Genomic DNA, 17,102 nt, shown 5'->3' on the forward strand with positions numbered 1-17,102 from the left:
GCCAAATCTCAATTCAATTACCGCTCTAAACGTGGACGGCGTTATTCAACTACTTTGAAGGTGGGCGGCATCTTGATCGACACCGTCTTGATTTTGCAGTCTTCGCCAATGGGCACATTGGCCGCTTCCAACTTTCCGGTGGCGTTGTCCCACGTGCCATCAGCGGTAGAAGGCCCGCACTTGCCGCCCAGTCCGAAGGCGTGCACATCCACGCTGATATTCGACATGGAACCGCTTTTGGTGTCTTTTGCCACCAGCACCCACGGCAAGTTGGTGGCTTCGACCCGGCTGCACTTGAGGCCGCCATCGAACTCAACTTTGTCGACATTCACGGATGAACCATCGGCAGCGACTTTGCCCGCGACCTTAATGGTGCAGTCGGCGCTGATCAGCGCCCCCTTGGAAAAACTGATGGGGCCTTGGGCGGTGAACGCACTGCCGGCCGGTTCGATACGGGCGGCCTGGGCCTGGTGATAAACGATCAGGCCCAGTGCAGCCAATAGAATATGGGTAGTGAACTTGGCAGGTGATTGCATGGTGTACGTCCTTCCCTTTAATTATTGTTGTTCGGGTCAAACCACTTACTCGGGGCGATAAAATCCTGCGCGGCATTTAAGGCCCCGAGTACACAACTGGGTATTACTTCATGTCAGAACGGCTTGGCGCTGTTGCTGTACTTCTCCAGATACTTCAAACGTTGTGAGGGCTGAAGATTGGTCAGGCTGATATCCCCGGCGTAATGATTAAGCACCCGATGGTCCATGCGCCGGCGCCATAAGTAAGGTACATAGGCCCAGACAATCATGCTCGCGTACCCATAGGGCAGTTGCGGCGATTCATCAAAGTGGCGCAGCGACTGATAACTGCGCGTGGGGTTGGCGTGGTGGTCGGAGTGCCGCTGCAATTGGAACAGAAAGATATTGGTGACAATCCGATTACTGTTCCAGGAGTGCCGAGGCGAGCAGCGTTCATAACGACCATTGGGTAACTTCTGGCGTTTCAGGCCGTAGTGTTCGACATAGTTCACGACTTCCAGCAACGAGAACCCGTAGATGCCCTGGATAATCAAGAAGGGAATCACCGCCGCCCCCAGCCAGGCAATCATCGCGCCCCACAGCACTACGCTGTACATCCAGGCACTGAGTACACCGTTCTTCCAGTGCCAGGCCGGCAGGCCGAGTTTGCGCAAGCGTTCGCGCTCCAGGTTCCACGCGGAGTGCGCACTGAACCACACCGAGCGCGGTAGGAAGGCCCAGAAACTTTCGCCCAGGCGCGAGCTGGCGGGGTCTTCTGGCGTGGCGACACGCACATGGTGACCACGGTTGTGCTCGGTGTAGAAGTGCCCGTAGAAGGTCGGTGCCAATGTGACCTTGGCCAGGAACACTTCCAAGGCGTTGGGTTTGTGCCCCAGTTCATGGGCGGTGTTGATGGCAATGCCGGTGGCGGCGCCGGTCGACATGGCCATGCCCAAGTAGGTGAACCAGCTCGGTGCGCCATGCAGTTGCGTGCGATCGGTGATGTAACTGGCGGCGTGGACCAGCCAGTTGGAAGGATCAAGGTGAGCGGTGGCGTGCAACAGACCACCTTGGATGATCCATTCGATGCCGCCGGCAGCCAGCCAGCCGGTAATGATCACTGATGAGATGACGAAAAGCACGCCGGTGTAGACGATCCAGCGGTAGTAGCGTTGGGTTTCCAGATGGCTGACAGCCGACTCGGGCGGGTTGCTCACGTCTTCGCCGAGCAGGCCGTCAATCAGTGGGATCAGCCCGAAGATCACCAGCACGCCGACCCACCATAACTGCTGGACGCCGGTGAAAATGGCAAGGGAGCCGGACAACAGGGGTGTGGCCAACGGCATGATGCCCAACCACCACAGGTGGCGCTTGCCATCGGTCCACACGCTTGGCGCTGCCAGAGTCTGGTTCATGGCAGCCTCCTTGGCAGGGAGGTGGAAAACAGGTTCAGGGAGCGAAGAAGGCTCCGGGAAATCAACCATGCGATAAAAGACGTTTTTTTCATTTTTATTCGCTCTTAGGCATTTCAAAAATCATTTCAAAACAAACATTGAAATATTTTTTTAAATAAATAACGCGGAATCGTTAGGTCGTCAACTACTTTTTCGAAGCCTTTTTTACGTGACCGAGCAGTCTCTTTTTCAGCCGTTTGGTCAGGTCTCTAGGGCAAGCATTTGCGCCGTTCGAACCCGCAATGAGGACCACGATTATTTGTTCGCCAGGGCAAAGGGCGGATGCAGGACTGTGGCCGTTTGCGCCGGACGCGCGCGCTTGGCCACCTGCAACACCGCCTCAACCACTCGCGCCGTGGCGGTGATCGGCAGCATATGGCCGCGCCCTTCCACCACTTGCAGCTTGAGGCCTGGCACTTTGTCGGCGAGGGCCTGGCCGTGTTTGCGAAAGTCCAGCACCTTGTCTCGCGCGCCATAGATCAGGCCGATGGGCAGCGTCAGTTGCGAGTAGCGCTTGACCATGTCCGGCAGGAAGTCGTTGACCTGTGCGATCTCGCTGGAGGCTGCATAAAAGTTGTCGGGGCGCATGCCCAGCAGCCCGCCGCCCTGGGTGGCGAAATCTTCGGGAGCGGTGTCCGGGGCGAATACGCCCTTGACCACCGAACGCCGGGTCAACAGGCCAATGGGCACGGTGAGGGTATGGGCGACCCAGCGCCGTAACCAGGCCGGTCGCACCGCCAGCGACCAGAACACCAACGGCAAGGTGGGTTGGGGATGGGTCAGCGGCGCCACCAGCACCAGGCCGGATACGGCCTCGGGGTGGTCGAGGGCCAGGGCCAGGGATATCGCTCCGCCCAGGGAATGCCCCAACACCAGGGGCTTTTCCAGGCCCAGTGCTCGCATAAACGCTGCGACCTGACGCGCCTGGGCCGGCAGGTCCGCTGCCGTGCCTTTATGACGCGTGGAATAACCCGACCCGGGACGGTCGAGGGTGATCACCCGAAAATGCTCACGCAACTGGCCGGACAAGGCATAGGTCAGGTTGCGACTGCTGCCCATCAGCCCGTGAATCATCACCAGGGGTGGGCCTTTGCCCTCTTCTACATAATGAAAGCGCTCGCCATCGACCTCCACCAAGCGCCCATTGATGGGGACAGCGGCTTCAATGCGCCGTGTCATCCAGGCGCTGAAGCCCCATAACACCGCACTTGCGCCCGCCGCAGCGGCAACCCACTCCACAGCCATAGCTCGGTCCTCTGCTTCCCTGCTGCTGGCGACCCGACCGGAATTGGTCAAGGCCTCAGCCATCGCCCGCCCCCTGGACTATGACCTCATGCGGACCGTGCTCGTCCGTCGGACAAGTGGTGCATACCAAACATGGTCCTAGCGTAGGCGATATTTTCAGGTAGATTATTTAAAATCTTTTTTAAAATAATTAATTCAATTTTTCTTTGCAATGGTGTTTTATCTAAAAGACAAAACAAAAACAGGAGCACATCCGATGCCCATCAAGGACAGCCTATGAATGCCCACAGTGAATCCATCGACATCGCCATCATCGGTTCAGGCTTCGCCGGCCTGTGCATGGCCATCAAACTCAAAGAGGCCGGGTTCACCGACTTCTTTATCGCCGAACAGGCCGAGACCCTCGGCGGTACTTGGCGGGACAACCACTACCCAGGCTGCGCCTGCGATGTGCAGTCCCATGTGTATTCGTTTTCCTTTGCGCCCAACCCGAACTGGACGCGGCAGTTCGCGCGCCAAGCGGAAATACGCGCCTACTTGGAGCAATGCGCTGTGCGCTTCGGCCTGGCGCCTTACCTGCGTTTCAACAAGGGCCTTGAACGCGCAGTATTCGATGAGCAGCAGCAACGCTGGCAATTGAGCTTCAGCGATGGCCGGCACGTGAGCGCACGGGTGCTGGTATCGGGTATGGGCGGCCTGTCGCGCCCGGCGCTGCCGGAGATTCCAGGCCTGGAGAACTTCAAGGGCAAGCGCTTCCACTCCCAGCAGTGGGACCATGACTATTCCTTGAAAGGCAAACGCGTGGCGGTGATCGGCACCGGCGCCAGTGCCATCCAGTTCGTGCCGCAGATTGCGCCGCAGGTGGCCCACCTGGACCTGTTCCAGCGCACGCCACCGTGGATCATGCCCAAGCCTGACCGGGCAATTTCGCCCCTCGAACGCTGGCTGTTCAAGCACCTGCCTTTCACCCAGCGCCTGGTGCGCGGCGCCTTTTACTGGGCGCTGGAAGGTCGCGTAGTGGGCTTTGCCCTGCACCCGAGGCTGATGAAGATGGTGCAGAAAATCGCCCAACGCCATCTGCACAAGCAAGTGGCCCGCCCGTCCCTGCGCAAGACCCTGACGCCGGACTACACCATCGGCTGCAAGCGCGTGCTGATCTCCAATGACTACTACCCGGCGCTGTCGCGCAGCAATGTCGAGGTGGTCACCGACCGCGTGCTGCGCATCGAAGCCGACGGCGTGATCACCGCCGACGGCATCAAGCACCCGGCCGATTGCCTGATATTCGGCACCGGCTTCCAAGCTACCGACCCCGTGCCCCGCGACTGCATCATCGGGCGCGACGGTGTGGACCTGATGGACGCCTGGCACGACGGCGCCCATGCCTACAAGGGCACGACGGTACCGGGTTATCCCAACCTGTTTTTGATCGTCGGGCCCAATACCGGTCTGGGGCATAACTCGATGATCCTGATGATCGAGGCGCAGGTGACCTACATCCTCGACGCACTCAAGCAGATGCAGCGCCAGCGCATCGCCACAGTGGACGTCAAGCCGGCGGTGGAACAAGCGTACAACCGCCGACTGCAGGACCAACTCAAGCGCACCATCTGGAACACCGGCGGTTGCCAGAGCTGGTACCTCGACCCGCGCACCGGCAAAAACACCACCCTGTGGCCCGGCTCCACGTGGCGCTTCAAGCAGGTCACGCGACAGTTTGCGCTCAAGGACTATGAAGTCGATCGGTTACCGCTCAATACGCCCGCCCGTCCCGCGGCGGCCGCCCATTCCACCGCAGAAGGCAGCCTGTCATGAAGTCATTCAACGGTCGCGTGGCGGCCATCACTGGCGCGGCATCCGGCATGGGTCGCGCGTTGGCTCTGGCACTCGCGCGGGAAGGTTGCCATCTGGCACTGGCGGACAAAAACGCCTCAGGCCTGGAGCAAACCCTGACGCTGATCAAGACCTCCACCCTGTCACCCGTGATGATCACCACCCAGGTGCTGGACGTGTCCGATCGCCAGGCCATGGAAGAATGGGCCGCGCGCTGCATGGCTGAGCACGGCCAGGTCAACCTAGTGTTCAACAATGCCGGGGTGGCCCTCTCCAGCACCGTGGAGGGCGTGGACTATGCCGACCTGGAATGGATTGTCGGCATCAACTTCTGGGGAGTAGTCCACGGCACCAAGGCGTTCCTGCCCTATCTCAAAGCCAGCGGCGAAGGTCATGTAATCAACACCTCCAGCGTGTTTGGCCTGTTTGCCCAACCGGGAATGAGCGGCTACAACGCCACTAAATTCGCCGTGCGCGGCTTCACCGAAGCACTGCGCCAGGAACTGGATCTGCAACGCTGCGGCGTGTCGGCCACCTGCGTTCACCCCGGTGGCATTCGGACCGACATCTGCCGCAGCAGCCGCATCGACGCGAACATGACCGGCTTCTTGATCCACAGCGAACAGCAAGCCCGCGCCGATTTCGAAAAACTCTTCATCACCGATGCCGACCAGGCCGCCAAAGTGATCCTCCAAGGCATCCGCAAAAACAAACGCCGCGTGCTGATCGGCCGCGATGCGTATTTCCTCGACCTGCTCGCCCGTTGCCTGCCCGCGGCCTATCAGGCGTTGGTGGTGTTCGCCAGCAAACGCATGGCGCCCAAGCAACGCAGGCCAGTATTTGAAACCAATGACGAACCCCGTCTCTGAACAGGAGCACGCACTATGCTGCCTATCCGCCGCGACGTCCGTTTTGTCCTGCCCGCCGAGCGCATCACCAACTGGCACGAACAGGGCCCGTTCATCACGCATTTTTTCAATGCCCTGTCCCTGCTGTTTCCCCAGGGCGAGCTGTTTTTCATGGACAGCGTGCGCCACTACCGCCAGCGCGTGGAGGACCCTGCGCTGAAAAAAGAGATCCAGGGCTTTATCGGTCAGGAGGCGATGCACAGCCGTGAACACGTGGCCTACAACGACCTGATGCAAGCGGCAGGGCTGCCGGCACACACCCTGGACCGTCGTCTCAAGTTCGTCCTGGACCTGCAGAAAAAACACTTTCCGCCCGCCTTCAACCTGGCAATCACCATTGCCCTTGAGCACTACACAGCGATGCTTGCGGAAATCCTGCTCAGCGATCCGTCCCGCTTTGGCGACTCACTCAAGGGCTACCAGCAGATGTGGTACTGGCACGCTCTGGAGGAAACCGAACACAAGGCTGTGGCCTTCGACGTGTGGAATACGGTGATCAAGCCCGGCCCCAAGCGCTATCTGCTGCGCACCGGCGCCATGCTGACCACCACGGTGTTCTTCTGGCTGGTCGTACTGGATTTCCACGTACGCCTCTTGATCGCAGACCGTAAGGCCGGCGGGCACCTCAAAGGCTTCTGGCGCATGCTGAAGTTTCTGTATGGGCCCAAGGGAGTTTTCCCACGGATGCTGCGGCCTTGGCTGCACTACTTCAAACCCGGCTTTCATCCATGGGACCACGATAACCGCGCGCGCCTGGAGGGCATCGACAGCCTGATCGAAGACATCGAACAGACTCAGCGCGGCTACTAGGCTTGCGCCAAGGCTTCACGCTCGCGCACAAAGCCTTCCAACTGATCGCCCGGCAGTGCCTTGCTGAAATACCAGCCCTGGATAATCAACTCAGGGCCGGTGTTCAGGAAGGCCAACTGCTCGGCGGTCTCCACACCCTCCACCACCACGCCCAGGTTCAGCGCTTCGCAGAAACGCAGCATGCCGGTCAGCACTTGGGCGCCTTTGGGATCGTGTTGGGCCACCACGAAACTGCGATCGATCTTGATGAAGTCCACCGGGAATTGGTGCAGATAGCTCAGGGCCGAAAACCCGGTGCCGAAGTCATCGATATAGACCTTGGCGCCGATGTCCTGCAATTTGCGGATGGTCTGGCGCGTGGCCGGGATGTCGCTGATCAGCGCGTCTTCGGTGATTTCCACCGACACCTGCCCATGGGCCTGAGCGAGGATTTCCACGAGGCGTTCGCCATAGGCCGCGTCGGTCAGGGTCGCGCTGGAAATGTTGATGGTCATGGGCAGCGCAAAACCGAGCTTTTGCCACTTCTGATACTGACGAATCGCCTGGGACGCCACCCACACATCCACGTCCGGCATCAGCCGCGCCTGCGCCAACCATTGCAGGAATTCCCACGGCGAGTGCACGGTGCCCTGGGCATCGCGGGCGCGCATCAGCGCTTCGCAGCCAGTACACAGGCCGGTGCGTGTCGAGACCTGCGGCTGGAATTCAAGGTAGAACTCGTAGTCGCTGATCTGTTGGATGTGGCTCAGTTCATTGGCTTGGCGCGCGAAGGTCCTGTGGGACGCCAGCACCGGGTCCAGCTCGCGCAGCCGGCCTTTCTCTTCGAGGCCTCGGAAGGTCATGTCGAGGGATTTCAGGTACACCGTTCCACCTTCAGCGGCCTGGCGATGGATTGCACGTACATACGGCGCGTACACCAGGGTGCCCAGGGCCAATAGCGTTACTTGCAGCGCGACTGCCGCCAGATCGCCGTGGGTGCTCAGGTAGGCATTGAGCAATACCGGGGAAGTGAACGGCACGCTGGCCACCGCCGGAGATACCCACCCCAACTCCACCACGGTCAACGCCACCATTGCGTTCAGGGCAGGGACTACCAGAAACGGAATGAACAGGCGTGGGTTGAGGATGATCGGCAGGCCGAACAGCAGGACTTCACTGACGTTGAACAGCGAGAGCGGCAAGCTCGCCACGGCCAGCAGGCGCATCGACTGACTCTTGGAAAACAGCAGGATTGCCACCAGCAAGCACAATGCACCGCCCGAGCCGCCGATAAAGGCAAAACTGCCCAATAGGCCGCTGTTGAGTACATATTTAATCGGCTCACCTGCTGCCAGCGCGGCGCCGTTGAGCACCACCGCCTGATCCAGTACGTCGAACAGCGGTTGCATGGCGTACACGCCGTGGATCCCGAAAAACCACAACAGCGAGTTCATCAACGTGACAAACAAACCGCTGCCATAGGGCGACTCCAGGGCTTCAATCACCTGGGGCCCCTGCAACTGCGCCACATAAGGAATCTGCAGCAACAAAGACAGCGCCACCACCAGCGCCAGAGCGGTGATGGCACCGGGCACCACCATATTGATCGTACCCCGCAGGTTGTGCCCTACCAGGTCTTCATTGACCAGGCGGGTCCAGCGGTAGCGGTACAGCCAGGCCATGGCCGGCACGTTCAACAGCGGTGAGGCAATGGCGATAAACAGGACGAACGTGGCAGACGCGCGGGGGTATTCGCGCAGGATAAAGGTCGCGACCACTACATGAGCCAGGCACAGAAACGCCACCGGTAACTGCGGCAGGCGGTACTGAATCGCCAGCATGTAACCGATGGAAGCCGCCACCAGCAGCGGAATCACTGAACTGATCTGGTTGTGCAACCCTGCGAGAAGCGCTACCACTTGCGGATCGAACCCCAGTACCCGCGCACATTCGGACAGGATCAGAAAACCCGCTGACACCAGCAGGCACGGCAGGATCCACAGCAGCCCTTCGCGGATCGCACGCAACGACTCGGTACTGGCCAAGGCAGCCAGACGCTGGGTGAAGAACAGTTTGAACAGCGTTTGCGCCATGACCCACCCTCTGCCCATCGCCCTCTGCCCATGGAAGGCAGTGCCCAAAATACCGGGGCTAACGCTACACGTCCTGACACCGGGAGCGAAAGCCTTTTGCCATGTTCAGGGCGGAAATTTCAGCAATGAATAGCAGGCAACGCCGGTTTTTTTTCAATTGTTGAATGTTGTGACCTGGGCCGATCCTGGAATCTGCTTCAATACCTGTTGTCTGCGCTTAATGCGCATATGGCTCGTCTCGGGCCAAAAACTGAAGCCTGATTCCATCTGATTTGGAGCACACCCTTGTCACCACCTGGCGATAACCACCAGCTCGCGCTGGACCGATTCTTGAACGAACACCCCGATGTGGCCGCAGAACTGAACACCCTGAACCCGCTGGCCGCCCAGGCCAAGGGCGAAACCCTGGCACAGTACCGCGCCGAACGGTTGCATGAAGCGTTTGAGGCAGAAGCCGAACGCCAGGGTCTCTTTGCATGGGAGTTGACACTCAAACTGACCACCGACTCCTCCGAGGACTTCGAGGCCCTGCGCCTGGAAGTGCACAAGGAAGTGGCGCAGATGGCCGGACTGAGTTGGGTCGAATACTGCCAACTGCACGATTTGAACGGCTGATACGCCCACTAAAACAACCAGTGGCGTCGCCGTCCATTTATCGCTTCGCACAATTCTTCGGCCGAAAGAGTGCGTCGTTCAGGGTCCACCTCCAACGCACAACGCAACGCGGACCAGCACTGGCGGGGCAGTTGTCGTGGCCTCGGCAATGGCTTATTCAACTGCCCCTTGCCGGGGCGGTTTCCCTGGGCGAGTTCATAGATCACACAGGCCGCGCCATACAGATCGGCCCTGGGAGACAGGCGCCCGCCCGCCAGCAATTCCGGTGCCGCATACGCCGGCGTCCAGGCGTTTAAGCGGCTGCGACTCAAGCCAGGCAAACCTGCAGCCTGCTGTGCCTCGCCATGCCCCAAACCAAAATCAAACAACTGCACACCCTGCTCGCCCACCATGATATTGGCGGGCTTCACATCGCCATGCAGAACGCCCTGCTGGTGGGCATACGCCAGCGCATCCAAGAGTTGCATTGCGATGGGTTTCAGCTCCCTCCAAGGCAATCCATCAGGGCACTCCTTGAGCAGCCGGTCCAGGGTCATACCGGTGAGCAACTCCATGGTGAAGAATGCAACCTGGCGCGGGGTGTCAACCTCGAAGGAAAACGTTCTGACCACATGATCGTGGCGCAGGCTTCGGGTCAGGGCGAACTCGCTGTACAGCAATACATGGCCGTCGGGGGATTCGGCGAGCGTATCGCCCAGCAGCTTCAGCGCCACCCATGCGTTGGGCTCGCCGAACGCCTCGTGCAGCAGATCACGGGCGCGGTAAACCACGCCCATCCCGCCTGTGCCCAATTCGCGTTCGAGGTGATAGCGTCCTGCAAGCAGGTTCGGCGGGCCGGTGACTGCACTCATGGCTGAACCACCACGGCCGTCAGGTCATCCCGCGCGGCCCCTCGCATCACGTTGGTAAATAAGCGATCCACGACCTGCAAGGGTGTCCCCACACTCAGGGCACTGCCCAGTTCGCCGTGGCTGAGTCCCTGATACAAACCATCGCTGCACAACAAAAATACATCCCCCGGCTCGATACTGAGTTCCAGCACTGCCAGGCTCAGTGGCTGTCGGCCGCCAATGGCACGGGTCAACGCCTTGGCATCCGGATGGGCCTGGGCCTGCTCCAGGCTCAACTGCTGCTTGTCCATCAAGTGCTGCCACAGCGAGTGGTCCCGCGACAGTTGGTACAACCGCTGTCCCCGCCACAGATAGCAACGGCTATCCCCGACCCAAATGCACGCGGCGCGATTGCCCTCGCGCAGTAGCACCACCACGGTGCTGCCCATGATGCCCTCGGCGGCTTGCTTTATTGCTTGCCCCATTTCACTGTCGAGCGATCGCAAACACCGCCGCACGGCCTCGACCCGTTCGTCAAAGCTGCCCTGATCAGGTAACGAAGCCAGGCTGCTGATTACCCAGCGGCTGGCCACATCCCCAGCCTGATGACCACCCATACCGTCGGCTACTGCCCAACACCCCCGCTGGGGGCAGTCGAGAAACGCGTCCTCGTTGCGCAAACGCGCCTTGCCCCGGGCCGTTCGCCCAGCACTGTATCCCGCGGTATGTGCCTGGTTCACAGTTGCTCCGGCAAGCGGAATGTGCGCCAGTTCGCCATTTGGAACGGACCGAGACTGCGCTGACTGCTGAGCAGGAAGTTGGCGCGCATGCCATCGAGTTCGGCCTTGATCAGCTGTGCGCCCTGACCAATCGCTGGCTCACTTTGCATCAGCTCGAAAAATCGAAACAACGACCAGGGGCCCGCGTTTTTTTCAATCCCCAACGGCCGCTGCACACCCCTTTCCAGTACCAGGCTGCTACGGCCATTATCCGTCTCGCCCGGCCACTGGAACGCCATAGGCACAATCGGACCATGACGGTATTCAAGGTGTTGATCCCCAATGCTCAAGACGGCACGGCTGACTGCCTGATCAAGGCTATAGGGAGCCAGCGTGAACCGCACCGCCCAGTCCCCCTGATCTTCAGTGAAGAAGCCCTGGCGGATCATCTGGGCTCTGGTCAGTTGGTCCAACAGTGAGCGCGACAGCCCCAGGCTACGGCCATCGAGTCCCCGTAGGCGATAGCGACTGCCCTCGGCACTGACAAAGGAGCGCAGGTAGCTTTCATAAAAGCTCGCCATGGCGCCCTGGGGTTTGAAAAACGCCTGGAAATCGCCAAGGGCGACATCACTGGTGGCAGTGGCATCGAACGGATACCGATGCTGGATCGCCTTGGCGTAAAAGCCATAGACCTCACTTTGGTAGCGCTGATTGATATACACATAGGCATCGTCGAGCAGTAGTCGCCAGCTGTCATCGGCAATGCCTTCAAACCAGCCTTTGAGCGGCAGCGGCAAGCGCGCAGCAGCATCACGCAGGCTACCCAACAACGGCTGTTGCCCTTCCATACGCTGCCTGACCATCGTAAATACCGCCTGCTCCGGCACGCCTTCGCGGTTCAGGGCCGCCAGTTGCAGATGCCATCCATCGAGCAGCCGCAAAGCCTGCGTCAGCTCAACGCCGGGGTTTTGTTCCGCATCCAGCAATTGATGCAGAGGTTCGAACCGACGCTGCAGCGCGCGTCGGGCAGAGTCAGGTGCAGCCTGCCCCTGCAGTTGGCTGAGCAACACACTGGAAGCGGAAGTCTCCACATCCACGACCTGTTGGGTAACGGCCTCAACGCGATCAGTGGCCGAGAGCAAGCGCGTATTTTCCCGAACCTGTTGCAACAGTTGCACCAACGGCGACTGCGCTGACGCCAGGCTGGCAAGCCCGTCCGCATGCTGCCTCAGGCTGTTACTTCCCTGCAGACGAACTTGGCCAAGGGCCTCACTCCACGTATCAGCGTACTCACTGAAATAGCGCTGCTCCAACTCCAGCATCAAACGCCGCAAATCCAGTGCACTCAGATCTGCGCCCTCCCCGATGACCCAATTATCCTGAGCGATGGAGTTAACCAGGCGCGGGCCTTGCCTTTCAAAATACTGCACATACCGTTTGGTGTAGAAGCCGGGTATGGGCTGCTCGGCAGTGACAAAACCCCGTCCCTCGGCCAGGCGAAGAGGCTCGAGACTTCGCGCCTGGTCACGCAGCACCCGGTAGACCACGCCTGCCAAGGATTCACCACGCAACTCCTGGCGAGCCTCGGCAACCAGTTCAACGTCCGAGGACGTCTCGAACGACAGCCCCAGTAATCGTGCAAGGTGTTCATTCAACCGATTCTGCGTCGCAGCATCACCGGCATAACGCACCAACCAATGACCGGCTACACGCTGCGCCAGCCAGCCGTTATCGCGACGCTCACGCAGACTGAGCATCAGGTATGCCCGCAGGCTATCCAGCAGTTCCTCGCGGTCGCCAAGACTGGCTCGCACCTGTTCTTCCAGCATTGAGGAGACCAGAGGCAGCAACTGCTCACGCAGTGAATCTTCATAGGCACTGACCAGCAGCGGCCGACTCAACTCCCCTTGATACAACCCACCGCGCTCGACCAATCGAGCGTCCGCCAACGCGGGAAATACCTGAGTAGCGGCCAAGCGAGCATCTAACAGCGGCAGCCGCGCCAGGGTAACGTCCAACCCTGGCACGGCGGACGGCTGTGGTTTGCTCAGTTGAGCCAGTTGAATCAAGCGTTGGTGGTTGACCGAATAGCTGTAGGCCCACAGCCCTCCCGCGCCGAGAATAGCCAGGGAAGCCGCCAACGCCAGCAACCCTTGATGTCGACGGATACGCTGTCGCTCTGGAGTATGCAGTCCCGCAAGATTGGCCTCGGCAACAATCACCCGGTTGAACAGGCCCTGTACAAAGTGGGAACGTCTGTCAGCCGTCTGCGCACACGTCAGGTAAAACCCGCGCAAACCGTTAATACGCTGGAAGCGGTGGGCAGAGAACGCAGACTCCACAAACAGGCACAAACGCTCACCGATTTGCGCGACCTGCCGCGGAAAGTCGAGCATCTGGCCGCGACGCTCTGCGTTTCGCTCCTGGTGCAAACGCGGGATCAACTCTGCGGCGAGGCGTTGCAGCAACGCCTCGAACGCTTCACGGACCTGGGTAATGTCTGCACCGGCCGGGCCTGTCACCAAACGCTCTCCCAGCAGAGAGTCGGCACTGTCGCCCTGTGCCGCATCAAAGAATTCCACAAAGCCTGGCAGTCGGTCCGCGTGGGTCAACACCAAGTAAATCGGCACATCCGCATGCAGCGTCTGCTGGATGTCCTGCAACCGCGTATGTACGTTTCGCGCATGCAAGTCCAGATCGCGCTCATTGCTGCCAAGCAGCGTCTCCACCGACAGGGTCACGATCACGCCATTGAGCGGACGTGCCCTGCGCCGGACTTTGAGCAGGCCTAGAAACGTCGACCACCCTGCCCCGTCGACGGCGCTATCCGGTTGAGCCAGGTAGCGCCCCGCACTCTCGACGAGTACGGCTTCGTCGGCCAGATACCAATCAAAATACTGGGTCGCGCCAGGGGTTTTAATCCCCTCGCCTCGATCGAGCGCAAAGTGCGATCCGCAGGCAGCCAACAGGCGAGTCTTGCCACTGCCCTGCTGCCCGATCAACAGATACCACGGCAAGTCGCTACGCCAACGCTCACTGCGTTCACCGTAGCGACGCGAAGTTTTCAGCGTGTGCAACGCCTCCTTGAAGCGCCCTCTTACCTGCTTCTGCTCGTCCTCGATCAACCCCAGGCGCTCATGACGCTCCTGGTGTGCAGGCTGGTTAAGTCGTGCGGAACGGCGCCCACCCACCATGACCATCGCCAGCCCCCACAGCAGGAACAATCCACTGATGGTCAACAGCCGAGCCGGAGCGCCTTGCCAGAACCGGTGATCATCCACCGCCAGCAACGGCCCAAAAAACCATACGAGCAGCGCGCTGCACAACACGATCAACAGGCTCCAGACCCAACTTTTGCGCAGCACTGTGCCCACGCCCATGAAGAATGCGTTCATTCATTACTCCCAGCGTTACAAGGGCGACCGTGTCTGATCCGGCGCCAACATTTGAAAGGGTTGCAGCACTGTCATGCGTTCATTAGCCAATGCCCATGCAAACGCCAAGTACATAGCCAGCACACAGCCGAGGGTGAAGACGACGAACCCGGTGACGGAAATTATGCGCAGCCGTGCTCCAGGTGCCCGTCTCAAGGGAGCGGGAGAAGACATCAGCGGGCGCTCACCACGCACATGCCTGATTTGTCGGTACAAACCATCTCGTACCGTTTCCAGCTGCATCCCTCCTCGCTCCATGATGCGGTATTTACCTTCGAAACCCAGTGACAGGCACAGGTACATCAGCTCCAGCAACGCCAGGTGCTTGACGGGGTCGCGGGATAAGCGCTCCAGTAGCCGGAAAAACTTTTCGCCACCGAAGGTTTCGTTGTGAAAGCGGCTCAGCAGGCTGGTCTTCGACCAGTCACTTCGACTGCCCCACGCCGTAGTGACCACCGCCTCGTCTATAACACTGCACAGCACATAGCGCGCCGACATGACCTGGGAAGCCTCTACGCCCTGGTGCAAGGCATGCGTTTCAAACGCGGTAATCCCCGACGACAATCGATCGTTGAGGGTCTGTAAGCTTTCCCGGCCGGTGCTGCCCTTGAGCTGGACGACCTGCGAAAAGAGTTCCCAGGCGGCGGCCACTAGGGCGTTGGGGCCGATATTAAAGCTCTGTGCTCCTTGCAGACCGGCGGTGTAGATCATCCGGTCCTCCAACTGCTCAAAGCGCGGAGGTGATGGGAAGTCCGTCACCGTCGCCTGGGCGGGAGCGCGACCGTCAAGGTCAAGCAGAACGGTTTTCTCGTCCTGCGGGTATTCGCTGTCCATCGTCATGGCATTCAGTTCCTGATGGCCCAGAAGTTGAGTTCGAGCCCGGCGAACTCGCCGCTGGCGTGGAAGGCAAAACCACCCGATTGCTCCAACTGCGCGATGTCTCGGGCACTGAGTTCGAGCATGAAATAGGTCTTGCCGGCATGGAACGGAATCTGTCGAGGCGCCACCGGCAGTGGCTTGACCTTGATACCGGCGAGGTGCAGGTTGACCAGCTCGCGGATGCGCTCCACGGAGCCGATTTTCAGGTGTGCCGGCAGGCGGTGGCGCAGTTCTTCGGAGTCGCACTGGGCCGTTGCAGCCAAAATGAAGGTCGCGCTGCCCAGCAATTTGAGGTCACTCACCGGGCACACCAGCACCCCATACTGCCGCTGCTCCAATGGCAACTCGATGGCGTGTTGCTCCAGCACCAACGACAGCACTGCACGAATGCCGTCCATCAACCCGCGAAAACTCGCCCCCTGCTCACCATGCTTGTAACGACTTTCCACCGTGGGGCGCTTGTTATCGGTGGAGAACGTGGACAACTCGCCCAGCATCGACAGCAACACCCGGTACAGAGCCTCCGGACGCACTTGGCCCTGACTCAAAAAGTGGCGCAACACCAACTCGGTACGGTTGATCAATTGCAGCATGAGAAAGTCGCCAATCTGAGCGCCCTCCGATCCGCCCCCGCCCCTGATCCTCTCGGCAATCGCATCGCCTCGGGTGGTGAGCAGACTGATGACCTCCTTGAGGCATGACGAGACATAGCCTGAGCTTTGCAGATAGATAAACGTCGGTACAAAATCCGCGTCCAGCCGCGCACCTCCCTCGCGCGTCGAGTCCAGCACTTGGGCGACCTGCAGTTTCACATGCAGCGCGTCAGCGGGTTGCTCGCCTAACAGCAATCTTAGATCCGGGTGTGCGCAGTTGATCTGGCAACGGGACTCAACACCGGCATTGGAATCGCTGATCTGCGCTGCGCAACTGACGTAGCGAGCCAACACATCGCTTTGCTCTCGTTGGCGCACCTCGACTTGATTGCCAATGGCCAATGGCAACGCCAGATACACAGCCTGCCCACTGGTGTTGGCAGGGACCTGCAACACCAGTGGTTCCATTGCGTTGTTCAGCTCGAAAAAGCTGCCATCGGGAAATACACCGCTGGCCTGGTTGACGACCACTTTGCCCAAATTGAGGTATTGCACATCGACGTCAAGGGTCAGGAACCCCCAGCCATCAATTCCCAGCAAGCGGGTGCGGTTGAGCTGCTCGCGGTAGTAGCGGTCGTTGTGCTGCAAGTGTTGCGGGCGAAGCAGCATGCCCTCCTGCCAGACGACTTTATGAACCTGCATCTCTGATCCTCCTACCTTGGGGCTTGAGGGGTAACGACGCGAACCCCGGACTCGTCGAGCATCAGCTCAACACGCGTCAATCGTTGCTGGGCTACGGGCAGCACCAGCCGCCATTGCACATGGGGAAGGTCCCGATAGGCAGCCAGCACCCCGACATAACGGCTCTGTGGCTCAACACTGAGCTTGAACGCCAGTTGCTCACCGGGGCGCAGCTCCAACTCCTCGCCGTTGACCCAGTCCTTGGGCAACGCCTGCGCGGCGCGGTTATAGAGGGTGAAGAAGTCAGCATGTTCAAACGCTACGGGGTGTCGCAGCTCAAGCAGGCGCACGACGACAGGAGAAGGACGGCCATGAAGATCGGGATTGACGCCTTCACTTGCCGTCAACGTCAGGTCCACCTTGGTCAGGGTCGAAAAGGGTGACAGGCTGGCGCAACCGGCCAGCAGGCTCAGTGCGATCAGTATTGATACAACGGTGGCTCGATACATGAAGG

Annotated in this window: 14 protein-coding genes; 4 read left to right on the top strand and 10 right to left on the bottom strand. The window is 59.9% G+C overall.

Annotated elements, in window-relative coordinates; all coding sequences use genetic code 11:
• Window positions 1–41 precede the first annotated feature (41 nt).
• The 3 genes from praA to G9Q84_RS11385 form a co-directional block, all read right to left on the bottom strand.
• Window positions 42–536 (bottom strand): alkane oxidation protein activator PraA, encoded by a 495-nt coding sequence (gene praA / locus G9Q84_RS11375; protein WP_032886505.1) that lies wholly within the window; start codon window positions 534–536, stop codon window positions 42–44.
• A 113-nt stretch (window positions 537–649) separates the two neighbouring features.
• The gene (locus G9Q84_RS11380; RefSeq protein WP_095184567.1) at window positions 650–1,930 is read right to left on the bottom strand and encodes an alkane 1-monooxygenase; all 1,281 of its coding nucleotides are present in this window, start codon (window positions 1,928–1,930) and stop codon (window positions 650–652) included.
• A gap of 294 nt (window positions 1,931–2,224) precedes the next feature.
• Window positions 2,225–3,214, bottom strand: a complete 990-nt coding sequence (locus G9Q84_RS11385; protein ID WP_032886507.1) for an alpha/beta fold hydrolase — start codon at window positions 3,212–3,214, stop codon at window positions 2,225–2,227.
• Between the two features lie 276 nt (window positions 3,215–3,490).
• Between G9Q84_RS11385 and G9Q84_RS11390 the strand changes: the two genes are divergently transcribed.
• From G9Q84_RS11390 to G9Q84_RS11400, 3 genes are read left to right on the top strand one after another with little or no spacing between them, the layout of a single operon-like run.
• Entirely contained in the window at window positions 3,491–5,029 is a 1,539-nt protein-coding gene (locus G9Q84_RS11390; protein WP_181643329.1) for a flavin-containing monooxygenase, read from the top strand.
• Entirely contained in the window at window positions 5,026–5,916 is an 891-nt protein-coding gene (locus G9Q84_RS11395; RefSeq protein ID WP_032886509.1) for an SDR family NAD(P)-dependent oxidoreductase, read from the top strand. The genes G9Q84_RS11390 and G9Q84_RS11395 overlap by 4 nt, the downstream gene beginning before the upstream one ends.
• Window positions 5,917–5,931: 15 nt before the next feature.
• Window positions 5,932–6,765 (top strand): metal-dependent hydrolase, encoded by an 834-nt coding sequence (locus G9Q84_RS11400; RefSeq protein ID WP_099602284.1) that lies wholly within the window; start codon window positions 5,932–5,934, stop codon window positions 6,763–6,765.
• On the opposite strand, the gene G9Q84_RS11405 is transcribed toward G9Q84_RS11400, so the two are convergent.
• Window positions 6,762–8,837 (bottom strand): PTS sugar transporter subunit IIC/EAL domain-containing protein, encoded by a 2,076-nt coding sequence (locus G9Q84_RS11405; RefSeq protein WP_095184563.1) that lies wholly within the window; start codon window positions 8,835–8,837, stop codon window positions 6,762–6,764. The genes G9Q84_RS11400 and G9Q84_RS11405 overlap by 4 nt on opposite strands.
• Window positions 8,838–9,122: 285 nt before the next feature.
• Between G9Q84_RS11405 and G9Q84_RS11410 the strand changes: the two genes are divergently transcribed.
• A complete protein-coding gene (locus tag G9Q84_RS11410) occupies window positions 9,123–9,452 on the top strand; it encodes a DUF6388 family protein (RefSeq protein ID WP_032886512.1) in 330 nt (109 codons plus the stop codon).
• Between the two features lie 8 nt (window positions 9,453–9,460).
• On the opposite strand, the gene G9Q84_RS11415 is transcribed toward G9Q84_RS11410, so the two are convergent.
• From G9Q84_RS11415 to tssJ, 6 genes are read right to left on the bottom strand one after another with little or no spacing between them, the layout of a single operon-like run.
• Window positions 9,461–10,303, bottom strand: a complete 843-nt coding sequence (locus tag G9Q84_RS11415; RefSeq protein ID WP_181643330.1) for a serine/threonine-protein kinase — start codon at window positions 10,301–10,303, stop codon at window positions 9,461–9,463.
• Window positions 10,300–11,022: a PP2C family protein-serine/threonine phosphatase gene (locus G9Q84_RS11420; RefSeq protein ID WP_181643331.1), complete on the bottom strand. Its 723-nt coding sequence runs from the start codon at window positions 11,020–11,022 to the stop codon at window positions 10,300–10,302. The genes G9Q84_RS11415 and G9Q84_RS11420 overlap by 4 nt, the downstream gene beginning before the upstream one ends.
• Complete coding sequence (gene tssM, locus G9Q84_RS11425; RefSeq protein WP_181643332.1) at window positions 11,019–14,396, bottom strand: type VI secretion system membrane subunit TssM; 3,378 nt, start codon at window positions 14,394–14,396, stop codon at window positions 11,019–11,021. Before tssM ends, G9Q84_RS11420 begins: the two co-directional genes overlap by 4 nt.
• Before the next feature lie 15 nt (window positions 14,397–14,411).
• The gene (gene icmH, locus G9Q84_RS11430; protein WP_181643333.1) at window positions 14,412–15,275 is read right to left on the bottom strand and encodes a type IVB secretion system protein IcmH/DotU; all 864 of its coding nucleotides are present in this window, start codon (window positions 15,273–15,275) and stop codon (window positions 14,412–14,414) included.
• A gap of 5 nt (window positions 15,276–15,280) precedes the next feature.
• Window positions 15,281–16,609: a type VI secretion system baseplate subunit TssK gene (gene tssK, locus G9Q84_RS11435; RefSeq protein WP_181643334.1), complete on the bottom strand. Its 1,329-nt coding sequence runs from the start codon at window positions 16,607–16,609 to the stop codon at window positions 15,281–15,283.
• Window positions 16,610–16,620: 11 nt separating this feature from the next.
• A complete protein-coding gene (gene tssJ, locus G9Q84_RS11440) occupies window positions 16,621–17,097 on the bottom strand; it encodes a type VI secretion system lipoprotein TssJ (RefSeq protein ID WP_081797696.1) in 477 nt (158 codons plus the stop codon).
• Window positions 17,098–17,102 lie beyond the last annotated feature (5 nt).

The organism is Pseudomonas sivasensis (assembly GCF_013778505.1).
Classification (GTDB): Bacteria; Pseudomonadota; Gammaproteobacteria; order Pseudomonadales; family Pseudomonadaceae; genus Aquipseudomonas; species Aquipseudomonas sivasensis.